At 54.7% G+C, this 22589-nt stretch carries 23 protein-coding genes; 8 read left to right on the plus strand and 15 right to left on the minus strand.

Translation table 11 applies throughout. From position 1 onward, the window contains the following. Positions 1 to 74: 74 nt before the first annotated feature. From ychF to rfaD, 9 genes are all read right to left on the minus strand, one after another. Positions 75 to 1178 (minus strand): redox-regulated ATPase YchF, encoded by a 1104-nt coding sequence (ychF, locus tag FHI25_RS02080; RefSeq protein WP_063088725.1) that lies wholly within the window; start codon positions 1176 to 1178, stop codon positions 75 to 77. Between the two features lie 64 nt (positions 1179 to 1242). After that, positions 1243 to 2046 (minus strand): aminoacyl-tRNA hydrolase, encoded by an 804-nt coding sequence (pth, locus tag FHI25_RS02085; protein WP_210514592.1) that lies wholly within the window; start codon positions 2044 to 2046, stop codon positions 1243 to 1245. Positions 2047 to 2061: 15 nt separating this feature from the next. Next, the gene (locus FHI25_RS02090) at positions 2062 to 2691 is read right to left on the minus strand and encodes a 50S ribosomal protein L25/general stress protein Ctc (protein WP_064787368.1); all 630 of its coding nucleotides are present in this window, start codon (positions 2689 to 2691) and stop codon (positions 2062 to 2064) included. Between the two features lie 123 nt (positions 2692 to 2814). Then, the gene (locus FHI25_RS02095) at positions 2815 to 3747 is read right to left on the minus strand and encodes a ribose-phosphate pyrophosphokinase (protein WP_063088722.1); all 933 of its coding nucleotides are present in this window, start codon (positions 3745 to 3747) and stop codon (positions 2815 to 2817) included. 315 nt (positions 3748 to 4062) lie between these two features. Continuing rightward, the gene (locus tag FHI25_RS02100) at positions 4063 to 5076 is read right to left on the minus strand and encodes a hypothetical protein (protein WP_210514595.1); all 1014 of its coding nucleotides are present in this window, start codon (positions 5074 to 5076) and stop codon (positions 4063 to 4065) included. A gap of 103 nt (positions 5077 to 5179) precedes the next feature. After that, positions 5180 to 6010, minus strand: a complete 831-nt coding sequence (pgeF, locus tag FHI25_RS02105; protein WP_210514598.1) for a peptidoglycan editing factor PgeF — start codon at positions 6008 to 6010, stop codon at positions 5180 to 5182. Positions 6011 to 6053: 43 nt separating this feature from the next. Then, positions 6054 to 7181 carry a class I SAM-dependent methyltransferase gene (locus FHI25_RS02110; RefSeq protein WP_210514601.1) on the minus strand — a complete coding sequence of 376 codons (1128 nt, stop codon included), beginning with the start codon at positions 7179 to 7181 and terminating at the stop codon, positions 6054 to 6056. Positions 7182 to 7183: 2 nt separating this feature from the next. Further along, entirely contained in the window at positions 7184 to 8017 is an 834-nt protein-coding gene (gene lgt / locus FHI25_RS02115) for a prolipoprotein diacylglyceryl transferase (protein WP_210514604.1), read from the minus strand. 114 nt (positions 8018 to 8131) lie between these two features. After that, on the minus strand, positions 8132 to 9118 hold the full coding sequence (rfaD, locus tag FHI25_RS02120) for an ADP-glyceromanno-heptose 6-epimerase (protein ID WP_210514607.1): 987 nt from the start codon (positions 9116 to 9118) through the stop codon (positions 8132 to 8134). Between the two features lie 210 nt (positions 9119 to 9328). Between rfaD and FHI25_RS02125 the strand changes: the two genes are divergently transcribed. From FHI25_RS02125 to FHI25_RS02150, 6 genes are all read left to right on the plus strand, one after another. After that, complete coding sequence (locus FHI25_RS02125) at positions 9329 to 9655, plus strand: accessory factor UbiK family protein (RefSeq protein ID WP_064787372.1); 327 nt, start codon at positions 9329 to 9331, stop codon at positions 9653 to 9655. A 259-nt stretch (positions 9656 to 9914) separates the two neighbouring features. Next, positions 9915 to 10421 carry a YbjN domain-containing protein gene (locus tag FHI25_RS02130; protein WP_246878860.1) on the plus strand — a complete coding sequence of 169 codons (507 nt, stop codon included), beginning with the start codon at positions 9915 to 9917 and terminating at the stop codon, positions 10419 to 10421. A gap of 233 nt (positions 10422 to 10654) precedes the next feature. Next, a complete protein-coding gene (gene proC, locus FHI25_RS02135; protein WP_210514610.1) occupies positions 10655 to 11470 on the plus strand; it encodes a pyrroline-5-carboxylate reductase in 816 nt (271 codons plus the stop codon). A 42-nt stretch (positions 11471 to 11512) separates the two neighbouring features. After that, a complete protein-coding gene (locus tag FHI25_RS02140; protein ID WP_210514612.1) occupies positions 11513 to 12229 on the plus strand; it encodes a TetR family transcriptional regulator in 717 nt (238 codons plus the stop codon). Between the two features lie 197 nt (positions 12230 to 12426). Next, on the plus strand, positions 12427 to 12879 hold the full coding sequence (gene phaP / locus FHI25_RS02145) for a TIGR01841 family phasin (RefSeq protein WP_063088716.1): 453 nt from the start codon (positions 12427 to 12429) through the stop codon (positions 12877 to 12879). 190 nt (positions 12880 to 13069) lie between these two features. Continuing rightward, positions 13070 to 13417, plus strand: coding sequence for a tRNA-binding protein (locus FHI25_RS02150; RefSeq protein ID WP_210514615.1), 348 nt, complete (start codon positions 13070 to 13072; stop codon positions 13415 to 13417). A gap of 74 nt (positions 13418 to 13491) precedes the next feature. Here FHI25_RS02150 and FHI25_RS02155 read toward each other — a convergent pair whose 3' ends face one another. The 3 genes from FHI25_RS02155 to FHI25_RS02165 all read right to left on the minus strand — a co-directional run bounded on the left by FHI25_RS02155 (position 13492) and on the right by FHI25_RS02165 (position 17560). Beyond that, positions 13492 to 14844 (minus strand): PAS domain S-box protein, encoded by a 1353-nt coding sequence (locus FHI25_RS02155; protein WP_210514619.1) that lies wholly within the window; start codon positions 14842 to 14844, stop codon positions 13492 to 13494. A 225-nt stretch (positions 14845 to 15069) separates the two neighbouring features. Continuing rightward, positions 15070 to 16560: a PAS domain-containing methyl-accepting chemotaxis protein gene (locus tag FHI25_RS02160; protein WP_210514622.1), complete on the minus strand. Its 1491-nt coding sequence runs from the start codon at positions 16558 to 16560 to the stop codon at positions 15070 to 15072. 223 nt (positions 16561 to 16783) lie between these two features. Beyond that, the gene (locus FHI25_RS02165; RefSeq protein ID WP_063088712.1) at positions 16784 to 17560 is read right to left on the minus strand and encodes a ferredoxin--NADP reductase; all 777 of its coding nucleotides are present in this window, start codon (positions 17558 to 17560) and stop codon (positions 16784 to 16786) included. Positions 17561 to 17993: 433 nt separating this feature from the next. Here FHI25_RS02165 and FHI25_RS02170 point away from each other — a divergent pair, with 433 nt between their 5' ends. Then, on the plus strand, positions 17994 to 18689 hold the full coding sequence (locus tag FHI25_RS02170; protein WP_210514625.1) for a nitroreductase family protein: 696 nt from the start codon (positions 17994 to 17996) through the stop codon (positions 18687 to 18689). A gap of 70 nt (positions 18690 to 18759) precedes the next feature. Here FHI25_RS02170 and FHI25_RS02175 read toward each other — a convergent pair whose 3' ends face one another. The 3 genes from FHI25_RS02175 to FHI25_RS02185 all read right to left on the minus strand — a co-directional run bounded on the left by FHI25_RS02175 (position 18760) and on the right by FHI25_RS02185 (position 21488). Then, positions 18760 to 20094: an ATP-binding protein gene (locus FHI25_RS02175; RefSeq protein WP_231959610.1), complete on the minus strand. Its 1335-nt coding sequence runs from the start codon at positions 20092 to 20094 to the stop codon at positions 18760 to 18762. A gap of 45 nt (positions 20095 to 20139) precedes the next feature. Continuing rightward, positions 20140 to 20868 (minus strand): response regulator, encoded by a 729-nt coding sequence (locus tag FHI25_RS02180; RefSeq protein WP_210514629.1) that lies wholly within the window; start codon positions 20866 to 20868, stop codon positions 20140 to 20142. Between the two features lie 104 nt (positions 20869 to 20972). Beyond that, complete coding sequence (locus FHI25_RS02185) at positions 20973 to 21488, minus strand: MarR family transcriptional regulator (protein WP_008889456.1); 516 nt, start codon at positions 21486 to 21488, stop codon at positions 20973 to 20975. Positions 21489 to 21601: 113 nt separating this feature from the next. Between FHI25_RS02185 and FHI25_RS02190 the strand changes: the two genes are divergently transcribed. After that, on the plus strand, positions 21602 to 22498 hold the full coding sequence (locus FHI25_RS02190; RefSeq protein WP_064787378.1) for a branched-chain amino acid aminotransferase: 897 nt from the start codon (positions 21602 to 21604) through the stop codon (positions 22496 to 22498). The last annotated feature ends 91 nt before the right edge of the window (positions 22499 to 22589 follow it).

Here is a 22589-nt window from a genome sequence, read left to right on the forward strand (position 1 = left end):
AACAGCCCGACCAAAACAAAAGGCCACCGCGCAATTTACGGTGGCCTTTGGAATGTTTCCGAAAAAGCGGATGCTTAGACGTTGAATTTGAAGTGGAAGATATCGCCATCCTTAACGATATAGGTCTTGCCTTCCTGACGCAGCTTGCCGGCATCGCGCGCCCCCGCTTCACCGTTAAATTCGATGAAATCGTCATAGGCGATGGTTTCGGCCTTAATAAAGCCGCGCTCGAAATCGGTGTGAATGACACCGGCTGCGTTCGGGGCGGTGGCACCCTTGAACACCGTCCATGCGCGTGCCTCTTTCGGACCGACCGTAAAGAAGGTCAAAAGATTAAGCAGCTTGTAGCCTTCGCGGATGATACGCGCGAGGCCGGTTTCCGAAAGACCAAGACCTTCAAGGAACTCTTTCTTGTCTTCAGCACTGTCAAGCAGGGCAACTTCCGCCTCGATGGCCGCAGAAATCACCACCGAACGTGCACCCTGTGCTTCGGCCATGGCGGCAACCTTGGCCGAAAGTTCGTTGCCTTCCGCCGCACTGTCTTCATCGACATTGCAAACATAAAGGATCGGTTTGCTGGTCAGAAGCTGCAGCATCCGAAACGCCTTGGCTTCGTCTTCGCCGTCAATCTCGACCACGCGGGCCGGTTTGCCTTCACGCAGCACTTCAAGCGCGCGTTCGATCAGATCCATCGCCAGCTTGGCGTCCTTGTCGTTCGAACGCGCCTTTTTCTGCAGACCCGGAATACGTTTTTCCAGGCTCTCCATGTCGGCCAGCATCAGTTCGGTTTCGATGGTTTCCGCATCACGGACCGGATCGACCGAGTTGTCGACATGGGTGATGTCATCATCTTCAAAACAGCGCAGCACGTGAACGATGGCGTCGGTTTCACGAATGTTGGCAAGGAACTGGTTGCCAAGGCCCTCGCCCTTCGACGCACCACGGACCAGACCGGCAATATCGACAAATTCCAACTGGGTCGGAATGATGTTGGCCGAATTTGCGATCGCCGCGATCTTGTCAAGGCGCTCGTCCGGGACGCTGACACGACCGGTATTGGGCTCAATCGTGCAGAACGGGAAGTTTGCTGCCTCGGCTGCTGCCGTCTGGGTCAGGGCGTTAAAAAGGGTCGATTTACCAACGTTGGGCAGACCGACAATACCGCATTTGAATCCCATCTTTCCGGGCTCCGTCACTTGAATTTCTGTTTATCAGGATCGGTTTGCGCATGTGCAAACCAGACTATTTCTTTTTGCCAAATGCCTTGGCAAGCGCTTCGGCCATGGCCGAGGCGGCATTACTTACCGGGGTATCGGCGCGCTCAAGCCGCACCTTTGCCGCCCCTGAAAGATCATTGATGCTGTCACCTGCCTGCGGCTCGGTTGATGCATCTTTGTCTTTCTCGCCCTTGTCGCCCTTATCGCCCCCGGGCTTGTCGGCGGCCGGTTTGTCCTTTTTCGGCGCCTTTGGCTTGGGCGGTGAAACAATGGCGGAAACCTTGCTCATAAAGCCGCCATCATCGCCCTTGGTCAGGCGTCCGAATTCCGCTGCCACCGCATCCAGAAGCGCCATCAGCCAGCCATCCTGTTCGGCCTTGGAGAAATCCCCAAGCACATGACCATGAACGCGGGATTTTTCCCCCGGATGACCAATGCCCAAACGAACGCGGCGATATTCCTTGCCACAATGGGCGTCAATCGATCTCAAACCGTTATGGCCGCCATGGCCGCCGCCGCGTTTGACGCGCAGCTTGCCCGGTGGCAGGTCCAGCTCATCATGCAGGACAATAACGTCTTCGACCGGAATCTTGTAAAAGCGCAGCACTTCGCCAACGCTTTGCCCCGAAAGGTTCATGAAGGTTTCCGGTTTCAGAACCAGAACCTTTTGGCCGTTCAATTCACCTTCGGAAATCTGGCCCTGGAACTTTTTGCGCCAGGGACCAAAAGAATAGCGGCGGACGAGTTCGTCCGCCGCCATGAAGCCAATGTTGTGACGATTGGCGGCATATCCCGATCCCGGGTTTCCCAATCCAACCACCAGAAACATCGTAAGACCTCGATCTTATTCTTCGGTCGCTGCTTCTTCTTCGCCTTCTTCGTCAGAAGATTCGTTCTCTTCCGAACGCAGAGCAGACGGCGCAGCAACGGTTGCGACCGTGAAGTCACGATCGGTAATCGTAAGCTCGACACCTTTCGGCAGTTTGATCGCCGAAATGTGGATCGAGTCACCAACTTCAACACCGGTCAGGTCAAAGACCAGTTCTTCCGGAATTGCAGACGGTGCGCAAAGAACTTCGACGTCGTGACGAACGATGTTCAGAACACCGCCTTTTTTGAGGCCCGGGGATTTCTCTTCGTTTACGAAGCGAACCGGAACTTCAACGTTGATCGTCTGGCCTTTGGAGAAGCGCAGGAAGTCAACGTGCAGAATTTCGTCAGATACTTTGTCGAACTGAACGTCGCGCGGCAGAACTTCGTATTTCTCTTTGCCAACCTGAACGGTCAGAACGTGGGAATAGAAGCCCGGCGCATGCAGAAGTTTCCAAAGCGGACGCGGGTCAACCTGGAACAGAACAGCTTCCTGTTTTGCACCATAGATAACACCAGGGACCATACCGGCACGACGCACGGCACGGGCGGCCCCCTTTCCGGCCCGTTCACGGATTTCCGCAGTGATAACAGAATTTGCCATCGGAAAATCTCCTTGAACTAAAAGTAGTTTGTCCCCGCAGGTTGGTGAGAATCACCGCTGAAAGCCTGCGAAAACAAGTGCGGTGGCCTCCAGGGGTGCCACCGCAGCGAGGGCCTTATACCCTCAATCGAAAAGAACGGAAACAGATTTTTCTTCCGAAATGCGGCGGATGGCTTCTGCCATCAGCGGTGCGATCGGAAGCTGTCTGATTTTTCCACAATCACGCACCGCATCGGATGCCTTGATCGAGTCACTGGTGACAACTTCGGTCATCGGGGAGTTGGCAATACGCTCAACCGCCGGACCCGAAAGCACACCATGCGAAACATAGGCCGCAACCGACGATGCACCGCGCTCTTTCAGCGCACCGGCCGCATTGCAAAGCGTGCCAGCGGAATCAACGATGTCATCGACCAGGATGCATGCCGCGTCCTTGACGTCACCAATGACGTTCATGACTTCGGAAACACCGGCCTGCGGACGACGTTTGTCGATGATGGCAAGTTCCGCATCCAGGCGTTTTGCAACCGAACGCGCACGGGCCACACCGCCAACGTCCGGGCTGACGATGACCAGTTTCTGGCCGTCAAACTTGTTGCGGATGTCGCTGGTCAGAACCGGCGATGCAAACAGGTTATCAAGCGGAATATCAAAGAAGCCCTGAATCTGACCGGCATGGAGATCCATGGTCAGAACGCGGTCTGCACCGGCAACCGTGATCAGGTTGGCAACCAGCTTCGCCGAAATCGGGGTACGGGGGCCCGATTTACGGTCCTGACGGGCATAGCCGAAATACGGCATCACAGCCGTGATACGACGTGCCGAACCGCGGCGCAGCGCATCAAGCATCACCAGCAGTTCCATCAGGTTGTCGTTTGCGGGATAAGAGGTGCTCTGAATGACAAAAACGTCCTCACCGCGGACGTTTTCCTGTATTTCGCACCAGATTTCCTCATCAGAGAAACGCTTAACATCTGCACGGGTAAGCGGCAGATTAAGATGGTCAGCAATTGCCTCAGCCAACGGGCGGTTACTGTTACCAGCGAGGATCTTCATATCGGGGCCTCGGTTAATGGGTGCCGGGAAAGCGAATAACTAAATCTTTTGCGACTCCGACCCGAACAGATAGCCGTCCCTAGCCTTTTGTTGCCCTTGCCGCCCAATAGCCCGGAAACTGGGAATTTCCCGACCAATCAACGACGCCTTCACGACACTCAAAGACCAAATCCTGACACTTCTGCATACCGGCAGATCGCGGCGGCTTTATAACCAGCCGTTAACAGTCTGTAAATGGGCCCAATGCCGAATAACGACAAGGCAGTCATGCATGTCCGGCCCATTGGCCTCTGGCATCACCGATCACAACGGCAATCAACGCGCCAAAGCTGTCCTGTTATCGGGACGCAGTTGAAGCTTCTTGCTGGTTGCGATCTGTCCCAGAACACCTTCAAGGGTTTCAACCGCCGCCTGGGCGGCAAGGGACGCCACCGACCCCCATCTTTCATCAAGCTGGCCGCGCGGCACGACATTGTTCTGGTTCATCTGGCCCAGTTCCGTGCCATCAACTTCCATGATGATCCATTCAATCGATACACGATCAAGCGGGGTGGTGGTTTCTTCCTTCACCGGGCTGACATCAATGGTGGCAGACAGGATGACACTGTTTTCACCCATCTCGCGGTTATCGACCGTGATCCCGCGCGCCTTCAACAACGCGCCTGCGGACCGTGCCAGGGCTGTATTGCCATCGCCCGGCGCACCGGCAAAATCAATCAGGGCGACCTTCATAAGCGGCGCTGCCCGCAACGAAGACCGATCGCCGGTAATCATGAAGGCAATCTGATCGGCGGGTTCGGCGACCAGCCCTTCATAGGTTTTCGCCACCGGGTCCTCGGCCTTGCCTTCAAGTTCGCGGACTTTATCAACCAGTTCCTTCGGGATGGCGAGGTTGCTTTCCTCGGGCCCGGTGGGTTGATCGGCAAACCACTGATCGGCGACCAGTTCGCCGGTGGATCGGGTGGTATCAATCGCAAGCCCGTCCGGGCGCATCAGAACCCAGGTGATATCAAGATCAGCACCGGTATCACTGAGGCTGGCCTGAACATTCGGACGCAGGATGTAATCCCCGCCCGTATCAGATTCGCTATAGGCCGGAATATCACGCAGACGAAGGGCACGCGCCATCGCACGCGCCAGATGGGCCGATGCCCCTTCGGGCAGATCTTCGGTATTTTCCACGCGCACAGTGCCGGTATCACGCAGCTCAAGCAATGCCGGATCCCCGGCCCGACCTGCCCCCTCGAACGGGCGCGGCAAATCGCCACAGGCCGCTAGCAACCCAGCCAGACCAATAACCAAAACTACAGAACGCAGGAAAGACTTCATAGGGGCACTTCTAAAACGGGATTTACGCCATCACATGATGACGCAACCGACCATGGTCGCGACGATCATAAAGAAAAACAGCATTATCAAATGCGGCATGACGTTACGCCTCTGTCAACATGATCGCCGAAAGCTGCCGACCGTAATCGGGCTCCTTGCGAAGCGTCGTGCGGCGATAACTGTAAAAAAGATCTTCCTCGGCCAACGTATCGCGCGCCACAAGCTCGACCGAGGCAACCCCGGTGGCAATCGTTCGCCGCCGGACATATTCCGGCAGATCAAACATGAAATGCCCATCGCGCGACGACGGATCAAACAGGTCTTCCTGGCCTTCCGGTCCGGCAAGGATGGTATCGCGGAACGTGCCATCAACTTCATAGGATTTGCGCGCAATGCAGGGCCCAACAGCCGCATGAATGTTTTCGCGTTTGGCCCCCAGTTTTTCCATTGCATCGACCGTGCTGGCCGATACACCGCCATGTGATCCGCGCCAGCCGGAATGACAGGCCCCGATCACACCGGCAACCGGATCATGAAACAGAACCGGCGTGCAATCGGCAGTCAGAATACCCAGCATGATGTTCGGGCGATCCGTCACCATCGCATCGGCCTTGGGCGCCTCGTCACGCGACAACGGCTTGTCCAGAACAGCCACATCAATGCCATGCACCTGATAAACCGTGGTCAGACGATCCGGGCTGGTATCAAACGCGGATGCGGCACGGGCGCGATTTTCAGCCACGCGGTCTTTGTCGTCATCGGATCCGAAACCGACATTAAGCCCGCCGTGAATACCATCACTGACCCCGCCTTTGCGGCTCAGGAACCCGTGGCGCAATCCATCCTTGTCCGACAGGTTTGCGGCTTCAAACCAGGTCAGCCCGTTGGTGCTGCGTTCGATCCCGTTGGTAACCTGGCTGATCGGATGTGTCATGCCGGTCTTCTCCGTTCCCAAAGGCGTTGCGCTTGCGGTCAATTTAGCCCGCCACGCCACTGACGCAAGGCGGCGGGGTGGTATCGCGACCATACGCGATCAGAACTTTAAAAAGCGTTCCCATCTGATCGGCATCAATCAACCGCGACAACGCCTGATCAATCGCGGTTTTCTGGGCATCATCGGCACTGGTTTTCAAATGCTCGGCCCGCTGTTCGATGCCAAGCATCCGCAAAAACGTCCCTTGGGTCAGAACCGCACCGGTGCGTGCCCCCGCCTCATTCATCGCCCGCCCGATGGCGGCAAAATCAACGTGCGCGGTCAGATCGGCATCGCCCGGATCGCTCAGAACCGGGTGATATTCGTGGCCCTTGAGTGCCTGGAACGTATCGCCAAACGCGCTGCCGGGATGGCCGTAATCAATAAACAACGCCCCGCCGCCCGTCTCATTCAGACGCCGTGCGATTTGATCGGCAATGGCAATTGCGGGCGCACAGCTTTCAAAGATATCACCCTTTTTCGCGGCCCCGCGCATGGTGGCCGGGATCAGCGCATCCGTGATCGGTGTTTCAGCCCCGCGAACAAATCCCAGTTCGCCGGTTTTGGCATCAAGCCCGACCAAACGTTCGGCCCAGCCTCTCTCGCCGCGCTCGAACTGACGGATTGGCAGCGCGTCAAAGAACTCGTTGCCAATCACAATCGCCGGAACGTTGGCGCGGGTCGGAATATCATCAAACGTTTCATGCCAGGTTGCCGGAATGCCGTACGCCATGATCGATGTTTGTTGATGGGTGCGCAAAACCGGGCTGGTTTCGACAAACCGCACGGTCAATGCATCGCCAATGCCCGGCACATTTCGCACCGCCCGCAACGCGTCCGACATCAATGTTCCGCGTCCCGGCCCCAATTCGATCAGATCGATTTTGGGCGGGCTGCCCATCTGTTGCCAGGTGACCGCCGCCCAAAGGCCGATCAACTCGCCAAACATCTGACTGACTTCCGGTGCGGTGATGAAATCACCGGCACGCCCGAACGGGTCCTGCTTGCGGTAATAGCCGTGCTCGGGATGGGCCAGTGCCTCGGTCATGAAATCGGCAATGGTGATCGGTCCCGATACATTGATCCGGCGTTTGATATGGGCCAAAAGCGGGCTGTCGGTCGCAGAACTCATAATTACGCGTTTTCGGCTTCTTTGGGGTGAATGCGGGTTTCAATCGGTTTGGATTTCAGCGCATAGACAATGCAACCAATCCCGGCCAGCACCATCGGTATCGACAGAACCTGTCCCATGGTGATGCCCCCGGCAAGGTAACCAAGCTGCGCATCGGGCTGGCGGAAGAATTCGACAATGATCCGCGAAATGCCGTAACCCGCGACAAACGTCCCGCCAAGGATCCCCGGACGGTGGCGCACGAACGCCTTGCGCGACAGGATAAACAGCACAATAAACAGGATCAGACCTTCAAGCGCTGCTTCATAAAGCTGGCTTGGATGGCGCGGCTCCGGACCACCGTTGGGGAAGACGAAGCCCCACGCAACATCGGTGGTGCGGCCATAAAGCTCGCCATTGATGAAGTTGGCAATCCGGCCAAAGAACAGCCCAATCGGGGTGGCAACGGCTGCGGCGTCCAAAACGGCAAGGATCGAAATATTGCGCTTTCTGGCAAACAGAATGATCGCAACGATCACGCCCATGAACCCGCCATGGAACGCCATACCGCCCTGCCAGACCTTCAGGATATTGGCCGGGTTATCCAGATAGTAATCCAGATTGTAAAACAGGATATAGCCCAGCCGCCCGCCAAGGATCACACCAAGGGTTGCCCAGAACAGCAAGTCATCAACATCGCGCTTGCTCATGATGTTCGGCGTTTTGGTGCAGTAATAGACCACATATTTCCAGCCCAGCAGCAGACCGGCAATATAAGCCAGCGCATACCAGCGAATGGCAATCGGGCCGATGGAAATCGCAATCGGGTCTATCGCCGGAAAGGCAAGACTCAGCATCTGGAATACTCCGGATCAGCAGGTTGGGTGTTTATCGGCGAGGTGTTTGTTCTGAGGTCGCAAAGGAGTTGGGCAGCATCATGGCAAACCCACCCCGAACCATGCCGGCGACACTCAGCGGAACGGATCCTCGGTCGCAAGATAATCCTGCACATAGGACCGCACGCCTTCTTCAAGCGATGTCATTTCCTTGCCATACCCCGCTTCACGCAGCTTGGTCATATTGGCTTCGGTGAAATACTGGTACTTGTCGCGGATCGATTCCGGCGTCGGCACGAACTTGATATCAGGCTCCTTGCCCATGGCGCTAAACACTGCCAGTGCCAGATCCTTGAAACTGCGCGCCTTGCCGGTGCCGATATTGAAAAGATCGCTGACCTGCGGGTTGTCATAAAGCCACATGATGATGTCGACCACATCACCGACCCAGACGAAATCACGCAACTGGCCACCATCTTCGTAATCGGGATGATGCGATTTAAACAGGGTCGCGGTTTCACCGTTTGAAAGCTTGTCAAACAGCTGCGACACCACGGATCGCATCCCGCCCTTATGATATTCATTCGGGCCATAGACGTTAAAGAACTTAAGCCCCGCCCACTGTTTGGGACGGAAACCGTTCTGATCGAGGATACGGCGGAACCGGCGATCGGTGGCATGCTTGGACCAGCCATAGGCATTGAGCGGTGCCAGTTTCGCCAGATCGGCGTCATCAAAGCTGTCATCAAAGCCCTGCTTGCCATCGCCGTACGTTGCCGCCGACGATGCATAAATCAGGCGCGATGAATGACGCGAACACCATTCCCACAGCCAGGCGGTCAGTTTCAGGTTGTTGACAACAATCTTGTCGGCATCGGTTTCCGTGGTCGCGGAAATCGCGCCCATATGGAAAATCGCCTCGACATTGCCGGCATGCTCTTCAAGGAAATGCGGCAGTTCATCGGGATGAACAATGTCACGCAGGTTCCGCTTGGCGATGTTTTTCCATTTGATGCCATCGCGCAGGCGATCAACGACAACAATGTCGGTTTCGCCACGCTTTTCAAGGGCAGCAACAATATTGGAACCGATAAACCCGGCACCACCAGTGACGATAAGCATTGCATTCTCCTGACGGGGCCGCCCTGCCCCGATGGGCCAAGGCGACTGATCACGTTTGTCGACACTTTATAAGACCGCCCCTGATCTGGAGCAAGAAAAGCCATACAAAATAACGCTATCGTCACGTCCGCTTCATGACGTGCCGCTTGCCCTGAGCCGATGATGCGCCATATTATGCCCAACAACAGATTCAAAAAGCCGGAGACCACCATGCAGATCAACAACCGCATTCTCGATGACCTGACCCGTGTCACCAATTCCGCATTGGGCACCATGACCGGTGTCAAAGGCGAAGTAGATGCCATGATCCGCCAGCAGTTTGAAAAGATTCTGCTCAACATGGATCTGGTCACCCGCGAGGAATATGACGTCGTGCACGATGTTGCCGTGCGTGCCGCCGAACGCATTGATGCGCTCGAAGCCAAGATTGCCGATCTTGAAAAGCGCCTTGACGCAGCTGAGCCGGCCAAGAAACCGGCCGCCAAACGCAGCACGACCAAAGCTGCCCCCAAAACGGCGGCAAAAAAAGACGCCTGATCGGGGCAACCATCTCCATATAATTCCCATATATGCGAAATGACGCGGGCGTTTTACGCGCCTGCGCCAACATTTGCTGTCACAAGCAGGGCCGCTTGACGGTCGATCAGATAGACCGGGCAAAGAGACCGGGCAAACTGGCCGGGTGACAATGATCCGAATATTCATTGCTGTCCTGCGCGCAGCAGCGGTTGAAACAAAGCGTTCACCGGCATATAGTGCGCGCCCTTTCGCACATGCTTGAACAGGCTGGGTATTAATGAACGACCAAATGGAAGATATCGGCGACATCGGCGATGAAAACCCGCTGATCCTGGTCGAGGATATCGCCCACACCAACCAGTGGCATCTGGAACGCCGCAGCTCGGACGAGATTGTGGTCGAAATTCCGGCCCACTGGTGCACCTATCTGGTCTATTTCACCTGGCGTGAAGATGCCGAGGCGCTTCATATCGCCTGCTGCTTTGATCTCTTCGTGCCCGAACCGCTGCGCCCGCGCATCTACGAACTGGTTGCCAAATGTAACGAGCAACTCTGGATCGGGCATTTCGGTTTGTGGCTTGAAGAAAACATGCCGCTGTTCCGCCACACCCTTCTGTTTGGCGGCGATGTCCCGCCGATGGTCGAACAGTTTGAAGAACTGATCGATATCGCGCTTTCGGAATGCGAACGTTTCTTCCCGGCGTTTAACTTTGTCCTTGGCCAGGGGAAAACCCCGGACGAAGCCTTAATGCACGCGATGCTTGAACCTGCCGGTCAGGCTTAATACGAAAACCTCTGATAAGCTTGCATTGAAAAGGACGGCAGCATTGCCGTCCTTTGTCGTTTCAGGACTGCTTTTTGCGCCTGTCTCGCTATGATCCCGACCACACCCCAATCACGCCCTCTTGCTCTCAGCACGAACTTGACCCACCTTGAGAAGATCGCTACGGCATTGCATCAAGTGTGTTGATCAACGCATGATCAACCAAACCCGATGGATAAAGCGGAGCAGAATTTATGAATACGCGTCTTTTGCTGGTTGGCTGTGGCAAGATGGGCAGTGCCATGCTCGAAGGCTGGCTGGCCCGCGGGCTTCAGGCATCGAACGTCTTTATCGTTGAACAGAGCGAAACGGCTGAAAAGCTCGAAGCGCAATACGGCATTAATGGCGTTCCCGATATTGATCACATCCGCGAAGACTTCATTCCGCAGGTTGTCTTGTTTGCCGTCAAACCACAGGTCCTGCCCGATCTGATTGACGCTTATAAACCGCTGGTGCGCGCCGAAACGGTCTTTTTGTCCGTCGCCGCAGGCAAAACCATCGACTTCTTCACAAGCCACCTTGGCAAACATGCCCGCATCGTGCGTGCCATGCCCAATACACCGGCTGCCGTCTCGCGTGGTATGACCGTGATGTGCCCGACCGAAAATGTCAGCATCGCCCAGCGCGAGATGTGCCAGACCCTGCTTGAAGCCGTCGGCATGGTGTCCTGGATCGAGGATGAAAGCCTGATGGATGCCGTCACCGGCCTGTCGGGTAGCGGGCCTGCCTATATCTTCCATCTGGTCGAAGCCATGGCGCAGGCGGGCGAGGCCGCTGGCCTTCCGGCCGATCAGGCGATGATCCTTGCCCGCCAGACCGTGGTTGGTGCGGGCTTCCTGCTTGATGCCAGCGAAGAAAGTGCCGCCACCCTGCGTGAGAATGTCACAAGCCCCGGCGGTACCACCGCGGCCGCACTCAATGTTCTGATGGATCCGAAAACCGGCCTGCCCGATTTGATGACGCGTGCGATCGCCGCCGCCCGTGATCGGTCCAAGGAACTGGCGGGGTAATACCCGCCTACGACCGAAGACACTCAACCCAAGGAGAACGTCATGCCACCCAAAAAGGATATCCCCAATCTCCTGATCGATGCGGCCCTGAAACTGGCCGCAGAAAAGGACTGGCATGATGTCACCCTGCTCGATATCGCCACCGAAGCTGGCGTTTCGGTTGCCGAATGCTACGACCATTGCAGCAGCAAGGGCGATCTTCTGCGTCGCTTTGTCAAACGCGTTGACCGCGAAGTTTTGGCCGATATCGACTCTGAGGATTTCAACGAACCCGGTCATGACCGCCTGATTGCGGTGATCATGGCGCGGTTTGATATCCTGTCTGATTACCGCCCGGCCCTTCGCTCGATCATCAATGCCGGGGGTGACCTTGGCCCGACCGACGGGCTGCGCGCAATCAAGACCCATTTTGGCGCCATGCGCTGGATGCTTGAGGCCGCCGGTTTTCAAACAGCCGGCCTGCATGGCAGCATGCGGGTTGCTGGACTGACAGCCGTTTACGCCAAGACCTTCAAACACTGGCTTGATGATGACAGCACCGATTTTGGCCCGACCATGGCCTATCTGGATCGGGAACTGTCCAAGGCCGCCAATTGGGACCGTCAGGTTGAAAAGGGTCTTGGCAAAGCATCATCGATTTGTGGTAAAATCAGGAAACGGTGCCGCATTTTTTCGATCAAAAAATCACCGTCCCCGAGCGATAACAACCCTGCCGATGCACCAACAGATCAGACGACGTCAACCACGGCCAACACCTAATTCCCTGATCTGAAACAGAAAAACTGGATGCACACCCAAGGTTATGATTTTGACACAAAAAAATAACCTATAAGTTTTTGTGCAGTGCAAAATAATCCTTGACGACAGGCGATCATTCCGGCATATTGCAGTTGAATTTGTGCGGCGCACAATAGCGCCTCATTGCATATCTGTCGCAAACTAATGGAGTGCAAACCATGACCGCCGCAAAAAAGGCAACCAATCCGTTCTTTGATCTCGACTTCACCAAATACACTGCGGACTTCAAAGTTCCGGGTGTAGACGTGAACGAAATGATGGCTTTCCAGCGTAAAAACGTGGAAGCCCTGACCAAAGCTAACAAGGTGGCCTTCGACGGTTTCCAGGCTGTCGCTCAGCGCCAGAGTGAGATCTTCAAAACGCTGCTGGATAAAGTTCAGACCCAGGGCAAAGATTTCGCTGCTACTTCTGCTGACGACCCGATGGCTTCGGCTGCAAAACAGACCGAAGCTGCAAAAACGGCTTACGAAGAAGCCCTTGCAAATGCCAAGGAACTGTCAGGTCTGGTAACCAAGTCTCAGGAAGAAGCGCTTGCTCTTCTGCAGACTCGCTTTACCGAATCCCTTGACGAATTCAAAGCTGCTATCGAAAAGACCGCAGCTTCGAAATAACAGCTTTGGCTGTTAAATTCCCGTAATCTACTTGATGGCAGGGCATTATGGTCCTGCCATTTTTCTTTTGTGGCCCCTGTCCGCAATCACGCGTTTTTGCTCAAACTCCGGAATTCATATCGCGTTGATGGTTTGGGCTTATCAGAAACATTCGATCTTACTAAGCTGACTCCAAAATAAGGAGACAGCCATGAACACCGAAATCAGTTTTGATGATTTCCTGAAGGTCGACATTCGGGTCGGCACCGTGATCGACGCACAGGAATTTCCCGAGGCCCGTCGCCCCGCGTTGAAGCTCTGGGTCGATTTCGGGCCCGAGATCGGGACAAAGAAAACATCGGCCCAGATCACCAAACACTACACACCCGAAAAGCTGATCGGCCGTCAGGTCGCCGGTGTGGTCAATTTCCCCAAAAAGCAGGTCGGCCCCTTCATGTCAGAATTCCTCTGTCTTGGTTTTCCGGACGGGGATGACGACAAGGGTATTGTCCTGATCCGCCCCGATCAGGATGTGCCAAACGGGTCGCGCCTGTTTTAACCACAAAAGAAAAGGACGGATATCGTCATTGCGATACCCGCCCTTTTCCCGCTCGTGTCACGCTCCCGCCAGGGTTAGCGTGCCAAAATGCCCGATGCTTCACGCGTTCGGCCAACAATCAGGGGAATGTCTTCCGACGCCTTGATCATGTCCTTGAACAAATTCTGGGATGTCTCGACGGAAGTCTGTACGCCGCGCATCTCGCTGCTAACCTGATGGGTGATTTCTGCTTGCTGTGAAACAGCCAGCGAAACCACCGCCACCCGACTGAGCATCGCCTTTAGATCCCCCCGGACAGCTGTCGAAACACGCGCCGTTTCACCGACGCATTTTTCCAAAACTTCGATCTGCTCAATAATGGCGGGATCATCGCGTGCGCAGTCGCGCAACACATCAAGTGCCTTTTCAATCGATGCAATCGCCCCGTCACTTTCTATTGCATGATCGAATGCGTGATCGGCAACCGATCGCAGCTCGGTCATGCGTTGGGCTGTTTCATCCACGCTGCTGACAAGACGTCCGGCGACCATCGCACTGACTTCCAGATGCGCCTGTGCCCGACGCCATGACGCCGCAATATCCTCGTAACGCTGGTCAATCTTGCCAACGGTCTGATCAATTTCGTCGAAACCGACTTCAAGCGTCGATTTCAAATTAGCCAGTGACGTGACCTGTTCGGTAATATCGCTGGCAAGTTTGACGATCTTGCACACTTTCCCGTCGGCCCCGTAAACCGGGCTATAGCTTGCTTCAAACCAGACCTCGCGACCGTCCTTGCCAAAACGCTTGAACTGGCAGGCCCGGTTCTTTCCCTTTGCCAGCGACCGCCAGAAAGTACGGTACTCGGCACTCGCGGCATATTCGGGATCAACAAACATGCTGTGATGTTTGCCTGCCACTTCCGACAGGCTGTAACCCATTGCGACGAGGAAATTGTAATTGGCAGTCAGGATGTTTCCCGCGATATCAAACTCTACGACCGCCTGGCTATGTTCAATCGCGTCCACTTTGCCCTGCAGGTCGGCCAAACTGTCATGACGCTCGGTAATATCAACGCCAAGCCGCACAATTCGGATTACCTTGCCGCAGCGATCCTTCACCGGACCGACGGTTTCTTCAACCCACTTACGCTCCCCAGTCTTGGTGATCCATGGCAAAATGACACTTTTGGATTTACCGGCCCGCAAATCAACCCAGCACAGACCGTACTCGGCTGCCTCGACCACATCGTCCGACAAAAACATCGAATGGTGACGGCCCAGAACCTCTTCTTCGCCATATCCGGTCAATGCAAGGAAATTATCATTTACGCGGATGACATTGCCTTCCAGATCGAACTCGGCAACAGAAAACGACGCGTCAATCATCCCGAAAACGTCATCGAACTCATCAGCGGTTTCAACAGTTATGGATGTCAGTGAATTCATGGACAACTCCGGCATATCGCAACTTCGCAAAACGGGTTCATTTGATGTGCCGACTATCGCCTGACCATGCCTGATACGACATCCCCATTTGGGGAGGTCGAATATACCTACGTATAAATTTTGGTATGGACTTCATAGAAATGCACTCACAAACAAAGAGAGGCAGAATGCAAAAGCATCCTGCCTCTTTTCTTCAAAATTGTCTGATTTCTGCTCTGGACACCCTTAGCGCGCAAGCACCAATGCTGCCTCTCGGGTGCGCCCGACGCTGCTTGACACGATAGAGGAGGCATCGCGGATAAAGTTTACGCTGCTTGCGAACTGCTCAACAGAATTTGCCATGCTTTGCATGTTGCTTGAAACCTGCTGGGTCACAGCGCTTTGTTCTTCGACAGCCGAGGAAATCGTGGTGACATTGTTCAGTACATCTTCAACTTCAGTCCGGATTGACCCCAGCACGCCGGCGACTTCTCCAGCGATGTTCTGAACACCTTCGATCTCGCCAGTAATCTGTTCGGTGGCCTTGGCAACCTGATTGGCCAGATTTTTGACTTCATTGGCGACAACCGCAAAGCCTTTGCCCGCTTCACCAGCACGGGCGGATTCAATCGTCGCGTTCAGTGCCAGCAAATTGATCTGCCCCGCAATACCCTGGATGACATCAATGATGCTGCTCATCGCCGTAACGACTTCACTCATTTTTTCAGTTGATGCGCCTGCGGCGATGGATTTTTCGAACACCTGATCAGTTGATGCGCGCGCCTCCGCCATACTGCGAGAAATCTCGGCAATAGATGCAGCAAGCTCTTCAGCCGCCGCAGCAACTGTTTGCACATTCGAGGATGTTTCTTCACAGGTCGAATGCGCAACCGTTGAACGCTGTTCAAGCTCACCCAGGCTCTGGTCAATTTCGCCAAAGTTGCTGTCGATCATCTGCTTCAGGTCTGTCAGGAGTTTGACCTGCTCTGTGATGTCGCTGGCATATTTCACCACCTTGTAAGGTACGCCATTGGCGTCAAATATCGGGTTATAGGATGCCTCGATCCAGACTTCCTTTCCACCCTTGGCAAAACGCTTGAACTGCCGGGAGACGAAGTTTCCATTAGCCAGATTGCGCCAAAACTCTGCATAATCATGGCTGCTTGCATAGGATGGATCGACAAACATGCGGTGATGCTTGCCAACAATTTCTGAAAGCTCGTATCCCATCGCATTGAGGAAATTGTCGTTCGCATCAAGGATTTTGCCGTTCAGATCAAATTCAATGACGGCTTGACTACGGCTAATTGCATTCACCTTGCCTTCGAAATCGGCCATGGTTTCCTGGCGTTTGGTGATGTCCGAGGCAAACTTCACGATCTTGAGCACGTTGCCTTTGTCGTCGCACACTGGATTATAAGTTGCCTCGATCCAGATCCGTTGACCGGTTTTGGTAATGCGCGGGAATGCGGCACTTTTAAACACGCCCTTGCCCAAATCAGACCAAAAGGCATTGTAGTCAGCACTACGGCGAATTTCTTCGGGCACAAACATTGCGTGATGCTTTCCAACGATCTCGGACAGTTCATAGCCCATCACATTCAAAAAGTTCTTGTTTGCACGCAAAACGTTTCCCTGCAGATCAAATTCGATAACCGCAAGCGATTTATCCAGCGCCTCCAGAGTCATCGCAGCGGTCTGGGAACCTGATTGTTTGAAGAAGTTGAAAAAGCCCATCTTAGTTTCCTTTCACACTGCATCAGGACTTTTAACAAGCTTCCAAACCTGACGCTTCATGCCCCCAAACTACCCAACTCGCGAACAAGCAAACATCCCCATTTGAGGAGGTATGTATACCTACGTATACAACCCGGTATAAATCGCGGATTTCACCCAAACAAAAGGGCAGCACCCAACGGATGCTGCCCTCTGATCTTTCGACTGAAATGTGGCCGGTGGCCTATTTCTCAACGAACGCCTTTTCGATGACGAAGTGGCCCGGTTCGTTCATGTTGCCTTCCTTGCCCCCCCACTCAAGAAGCATCTTGCGGGTATCGGCAATCATCTGCGGGTTGCCACACAGCATGAAACGGTCGTTTTCAAGGGTCGGCTTTTCCAGACCAAGGTCGTCATAAAGCTTGCCCGATTCCATCAGTTCGGTGATACGGCCCTGATGCTTGAACTCTTCGCGGGTGACGGTCGGATAATACAGAAGCTTGTTCTGAACGTCTTCGCCGAAGAATTCGTTGTTCGGCAGTTCGCTGTGAATGAATTCCTGATAGGCGAGTTCGCGGACTTCGCGGCAACCATGCACCAGGATCACCTTCTCATAGCGCTCATAGGTCTCGTAATCGCGGATCACGCTCATGAACGGTGCAAGGCCCGTACCGGTCGACAGCAGCCACAGGTTCTTGCCCGGCAAAAGGTTGTCATGGATCAGGGTACCGGTCGGCTTGCGCCCAACCAGGATCTTGTCGCCAACCTTGATGTGCTGCAAACGTGATGTCAGCGGACCGTTCGGCACCTTGATCGAGAAGAATTCAAGTTCTTCATCATAATTCGCACTGACCATCGAATAGGCGCGCAAAAGCGGCTTGCCATCAACTTCGAGGCCGATCATGGCGAACTGACCATTGATGAATCGGAAGCCCGGATCACGGGTGGTCTTGAACGTGAAGAGAGTGTCAGTCCAGTGATGGACATAGGTGACGGTTTCTTCGTTTAAATTGCTGGCCATAACGCTACATCAATCCGTTTCGTCTGTCTGAGTGTGGAACCGTGGCGGGAAACACGGAGTATATATCCCGGCACGCATTCCATGCCAAGTTGCCGCGATTTAACATCAATCAAGCGTATATCGCAAGCAAACAATCAAAATTTATTGTCATTTTGTGTGAATTACATAATTTTATGTATATTTAGTGTGAAATACCATTTTGCGAACCGCCTGCCCCCGGAACGATTTGGTTTCATGCCAATTGCTCTCTGTACGATTTGATAAGCCCGCCTGCCACTTCATGCAATGACACATCGCAATGAATGCGGGCGATGTTGGTGGGCAATCGTTCGCCTCTCACGTCTCTGTGTGCGCCGGCGTTTGGCCTTGTCGCGCAGATCAACGCTTCATAAGATCAGGCTTTACCCATAAACAAAAACAATCAGGAAGCCTCATGTCGTCGAACAAGCCTCTGACCACAGATTTCATTCCCATTCCACTGCCCGACTATCGCGAATATGCCGTGGAAGAAATGCGCACCCGCGCGCAAGAATTTTACGACGCCATCAAAACCCGCCATACCGTCCGCGATTTCTCTGACCGCCCGGTGCCGCGCGACATTATTGAAACCTGCATCCGTGCTGCGGGCACCGCACCAAACGGGGCCAACCATCAGCCGTGGCATTTCTCGGTGATTGGCGATCCGGCGATGAAACGCAAAATCCGTGTGGCGGCAGAGGAAGAAGAACGCGCTTTTTATGAAGGCCGTGCGGGCGAAGAATGGCTCGCTGCCCTCAAACCACTAGGCACAGATGACAGCAAGCCGTTTCTTGAAACTGCCCCCTGGCTGATCTGCATTTTTGGAGAACGCAAAAGCACATCAGCCGATGGCAAACTTCGTAAAAACTATTACGTGCCGGAATCCGTCTCTATCGCCACGGGCTTCCTGATTGCCGCCCTGCACCGCGCTGGCCTTGCCACCCTGACCCACACGCCAAACCCGATGAGCTTCCTGACCGATATCTGCGGCCGTCCGGATCATAACAAACCATACATCCTGCTGGTCACTGGCTATCCGGCACCAGATGCCACCATCCCCGCCCACGCGACCGAGAAAAAGGACCTCTCGGAAATTGCGACCTTCTTTTGATAACCCGCACCGCTCAAACAAAAAGCCCCGCCGTTCAATGGCGGGACTTTTGCAATTTAATACTCAGACCTTAATGCCCGATCGGCAGAACCAGCCGCACGCGAAGCCCACCGCCCGGCGCATCTTCAAGCAGGACCTCGCCACCGTGACCACGTGCGGAATCACGTGCGATGGTCATGCCAAGGCCAACCCCGCCGGTCGCCTGATTGCGCGACTCTTCAAGACGGTAAAACGGCTTGAACACCTCTTCACGTTTGTCAGCCGGAATGCCGGGACCATCATCGTCAAAGACAATCTCGTAATCCTGCCCCCGACGGCCGGCACGTACCGACAGGTTTGTCGCATACCGCCCGGCATTGGACATGATGTTTGCAATACAACGTTTCATCGATTGCGGGCGCAGCTCCATCTCCAGGCTGTCTTCGATATGAAGATCAATCTGCTGCCCGTCACGTAATGCCTCGCCAACCTGATCGGTCAAAAGCTTGCCAATATCGGTCAGAACTGCCTTTTCGCCCTCTTCGCCGCGCGCGAATGCCAGATAGGCATCAACCATACGCTCCATGTCGATGACATCCTGTTTCAGGGCATCAACACCGGGCGAACTTTGCTGCATGGCAAGTTCAAGCTTCATGCGGGTAAGTGGCGTGCGCAAATCATGCGACACCCCGGCAAGCAAGGCTGTTCGTTGCGACAGATGACGTCCGATGCGATCACGCATCGACATAAACGACGTCGCCGCCATACGCACCTCGGCCGCTCCTTCGGGCTTGAAGTTATCAACATCAACCCCGCGTCCGAACTGATCAGCCGCCTTTGCCAGACGTCGGATCGGACGGACCTGATTGCGCATGAAGATCACCGCAACCCCATACAGGATCAACGCCGATCCCGCGATCCACATAAAGAAGATATAGGTGGTCGAATTGTACAGGCGCTTGCGCGGGGCGATGATCGACATCACCCCGTCTTTTAACTGTACGCGGATTTCAAGTTTGCGGTCATCAAGGTCAAGATCAAAGAAGAACGGCCGCTGCAGGCGCTCATCCAGCGCGACATACAATTCCTCGGACACCAATCCAAACGGCGGTTCCGTAATCTGGCGCTCAAGGATCGCGTCACGCTCGAAAAACAGGTCGAGCTCCATGCGTGCGCGTGCCGTGTTCTGAATCCACTCGTAATGGTCCGGATCAGGATACTGGCCCAGATAGTCGATCACGAAAACAACATCACCGGCAAGCCCCCGGCTCAGTTGGCGGGCAACTGTGTCCCAGTGCCGTTCAAAGAAGATCAGCACCGTAACAATCTGCAACAGCAGCATCGGCGTCATCAGGATCAGAAGCGACCGGCCCAAAAGCCCCGTCGGCATCAATGACTTGATCCGTCCGTTCTGTTCGCTACCCACGCTGCTTATCCCTGTCCGTTTTCATGGTCGCTCATTTTGCGTTCCTCAATCCGTATACAGGACATAGCCCTGACCACGTACTGTCTGCAAGTATCTTGGTTGCTTCGGGTCTTCTTCGAATTTGCGCCTAAGGCGGGTGACCTGCACATCAATGCTGCGCGACGCGCTAGGATCAATGGCATTGCCGCTGATCATGTCCTGAAGTTGCTCGCGCGATGTGGTCTGACCGCGGCGTTTGATCAGGGCTACCAGCAAGGCCTGCTCAGCGGTCGTCAGATAGACATGCTCGTCCCCACGTTGCAGGATCATGCGTGTCATATCAAACCGGAACGCGCCAAAGCATGCCATGGTATCACCGGGGTCTGGCGATGATGGGCTTTCCGGTTCAGGCAGTTCGCCATAGCGACGCAGGATTGCCTCAATGCGAAGCACCAGCTCGCGCGGCTCAAATGGTTTGGCCAGATAATCATCCACCCCGGCTTCGAGACCGGCGATGCGGTCTTCTGTCTCCGACAGTGCGGTAAGCAGAAGGATCGGAACCTTTGATCCGCTTTCGCGTAGGCTGCGCGCCAGATCAACGCCCTTTTCGCCGGGCATCAGAACGTCCAGCACGATCAGATCAAACTGCAATCCCGCAAGACTGGCACGCGCAGTCGCAGCGTCACGTGCGGCAGATACGTTAAAGCCGTTCTCACCCAGATAGCGGGTAAGAAGGTCACGCAAACGGTCATCATCATCGACCACAAGAACATGTGGCTGATCAGCACCGGTCATCTGATTTCCCTGGGTTCAGGATCGCTGGAGAACAATTTGGCTGCAAATTCTTTCAAAAGCGTAAGCATGACGACGTCAAAATTATGACGGATCTGATACCCGCCTCACCCGGCACGGCGGCGCAGGCCCCCGGGGCCATCATCCTCGAACCGTTTGCGGTCCTTTTCATCCATCATGCCCATCATGACCTTGCGGAACCCCTCGACGGATTCTGCCCCGGCCTCGCGATAGGCCGCCGCGATCAGGGCTCGTTGCTGTTCAGTCAGTTCGCGTTCAAGCGCCTCGCCCTTTTCAGTCAGGGTCAGCAAACGCTGCCGCCGGTCCTGCACACCGGTCTTTTGTTCGATGAAACCTTCGCGCACCAATTGACCCAGCACGCGCGACAAGGACTGCTTGGTGATCTTGAGAATCGACAGCAAGTCACTGACCGTAATACCGGGGTTTCGGCTGACGAAATAGATGACCCGATGGTGGGCGCGACCAAAATTATATTGCGCAAGCATCTGGTCCGCGACTTCGGTGAAATCACGGTAGGCATAGAACAGCAATTCAATGCCTTGTCTAAGCTCTTCTTCCCTCAGGAAAAGAGGGTTGACCTTGCGTGTAGAGATATCTGCCATGCTTATCCGTTATGTCAGTTATATTGACACATTAATCTATGAATGTTACCCCGACCAGACAAATAAGGACATAAAGTTACGTCCAGGAACGTTCTTGAAATGGAATTTGGCAAATGACAGCTCCGACCTTTGATAACCGTGATGGTTATATCTGGTATAATGGCGAACTTAAACCATGGCGTGAAAGCACTTTGCATGTGCTGAGCCACGCTGTCCATTACGGGAGTGCGGTTTTTGAGGGCGAACGCTCCTATAACGGCAAGGTCTTCAAGCTGGCCGAGCATGGCGAACGCCTGATCAAGTCCGGCGAAATCCTGGACATGAAAATTCCCTACAGCGCCGCGGAACTCGATGACGCCGTCATCGAAACGCTGGCGGCCAACGACATTACCGATGGCTATATCCGCCGTATCGCCTGGCGCGGCAGCGAAATGATGGGCGTTTCGGCCCAGACCACACGCATCAATGTCGCTATCGCCTGCTGGGAATGGCCAAGCTATTTCAAGCCGGAAGAGCGCCTGAAAGGCATTCGCCTTGATCTGTCGAAATGGGCCCGCCCGGCCCCGAACACTGCACCGACCAATGCCAAGGCTGCCGGTCTTTACATGATCTGCACGCTTTCCAAGCACGAGGCAGAACGCAAAGGTTATGCCGACGCCCTGATGCTGGATTACCGTGGTCAGGTTGCCGAGGCGACCGGTGCCAACGTGTTCTTTATCAAGGACGGTCAGATCCATACGCCGAAGCCTGATTGCTTCCTTGACGGCATTACCCGCCGCACCGTGATTGGCCTTGCCAAGGCGCGCGGTTACGAGGTTATCGAGCGCGCGATCATGCCAGAGGAAATGGAAGGTTTTGAAGAATGCTTCCTGACGGGTACTGCGGCCGAGGTCACGCCAGTGGCGGAAATCGGTCAATATAGCTTCACCCCGGGTCAGGTCTGCAAGACCATGATGGAAGATTACATGGCGCTGGTGCGCGGCGAAAATACCGCCGTTGCCGCCGAATGATTTTTTTGAATAATCAGATCGATTATTCAATTTCGATGAATAAAGCCCGGTCCTTTTGGATCGGGCTTTTTCTTTGTCCGTGAAATCGCCA

This window comes from Thalassospira sp. ER-Se-21-Dark, from assembly GCF_017922435.1.
Taxonomy (GTDB): Bacteria; Pseudomonadota; Alphaproteobacteria; order Rhodospirillales; family Thalassospiraceae; genus Thalassospira.

Coding starts and splice junctions, on each gene's coding strand:
- ychF (WP_063088725.1), bottom strand. CDS start 1,178: ATGGGATTCAAATGCGGTATTGTCGGTCTGCCCAACGTTGGTAAATCG.
- pth (WP_210514592.1), bottom strand. CDS start 2,046: ATGTTTCTGGTGGTTGGATTGGGAAACCCGGGATCGGGATATGCCGCC.
- FHI25_RS02090 (WP_064787368.1), bottom strand. CDS start 2,691: ATGGCAAATTCTGTTATCACTGCGGAAATCCGTGAACGGGCCGGAAAG.
- FHI25_RS02095 (WP_063088722.1), bottom strand. CDS start 3,747: ATGAAGATCCTCGCTGGTAACAGTAACCGCCCGTTGGCTGAGGCAATT.
- FHI25_RS02100 (WP_210514595.1), bottom strand. CDS start 5,076: ATGAAGTCTTTCCTGCGTTCTGTAGTTTTGGTTATTGGTCTGGCTGGG.
- pgeF (WP_210514598.1), bottom strand. CDS start 6,010: ATGACACATCCGATCAGCCAGGTTACCAACGGGATCGAACGCAGCACC.
- FHI25_RS02110 (WP_210514601.1), bottom strand. CDS start 7,181: ATGAGTTCTGCGACCGACAGCCCGCTTTTGGCCCATATCAAACGCCGG.
- lgt (WP_210514604.1), bottom strand. CDS start 8,017: ATGCTGAGTCTTGCCTTTCCGGCGATAGACCCGATTGCGATTTCCATC.
- rfaD (WP_210514607.1), bottom strand. CDS start 9,118: ATGCTTATCGTCACTGGTGGTGCCGGGTTTATCGGTTCCAATATTGTT.
- FHI25_RS02125 (WP_064787372.1), top strand. CDS start 9,329: ATGCAGATCAACAACCGCATTCTCGATGACCTGACCCGTGTCACCAAT.
- FHI25_RS02130 (WP_246878860.1), top strand. CDS start 9,915: ATGAACGACCAAATGGAAGATATCGGCGACATCGGCGATGAAAACCCG.
- proC (WP_210514610.1), top strand. CDS start 10,655: ATGAATACGCGTCTTTTGCTGGTTGGCTGTGGCAAGATGGGCAGTGCC.
- FHI25_RS02140 (WP_210514612.1), top strand. CDS start 11,513: ATGCCACCCAAAAAGGATATCCCCAATCTCCTGATCGATGCGGCCCTG.
- phaP (WP_063088716.1), top strand. CDS start 12,427: ATGACCGCCGCAAAAAAGGCAACCAATCCGTTCTTTGATCTCGACTTC.
- FHI25_RS02150 (WP_210514615.1), top strand. CDS start 13,070: ATGAACACCGAAATCAGTTTTGATGATTTCCTGAAGGTCGACATTCGG.
- FHI25_RS02155 (WP_210514619.1), bottom strand. CDS start 14,844: ATGAATTCACTGACATCCATAACTGTTGAAACCGCTGATGAGTTCGAT.
- FHI25_RS02160 (WP_210514622.1), bottom strand. CDS start 16,560: ATGGGCTTTTTCAACTTCTTCAAACAATCAGGTTCCCAGACCGCTGCG.
- FHI25_RS02165 (WP_063088712.1), bottom strand. CDS start 17,560: ATGGCCAGCAATTTAAACGAAGAAACCGTCACCTATGTCCATCACTGG.
- FHI25_RS02170 (WP_210514625.1), top strand. CDS start 17,994: ATGTCGTCGAACAAGCCTCTGACCACAGATTTCATTCCCATTCCACTG.
- FHI25_RS02180 (WP_210514629.1), bottom strand. CDS start 20,868: ATGACCGGTGCTGATCAGCCACATGTTCTTGTGGTCGATGATGATGAC.
- FHI25_RS02185 (WP_008889456.1), bottom strand. CDS start 21,488: ATGGCAGATATCTCTACACGCAAGGTCAACCCTCTTTTCCTGAGGGAA.
- FHI25_RS02190 (WP_064787378.1), top strand. CDS start 21,602: ATGACAGCTCCGACCTTTGATAACCGTGATGGTTATATCTGGTATAAT.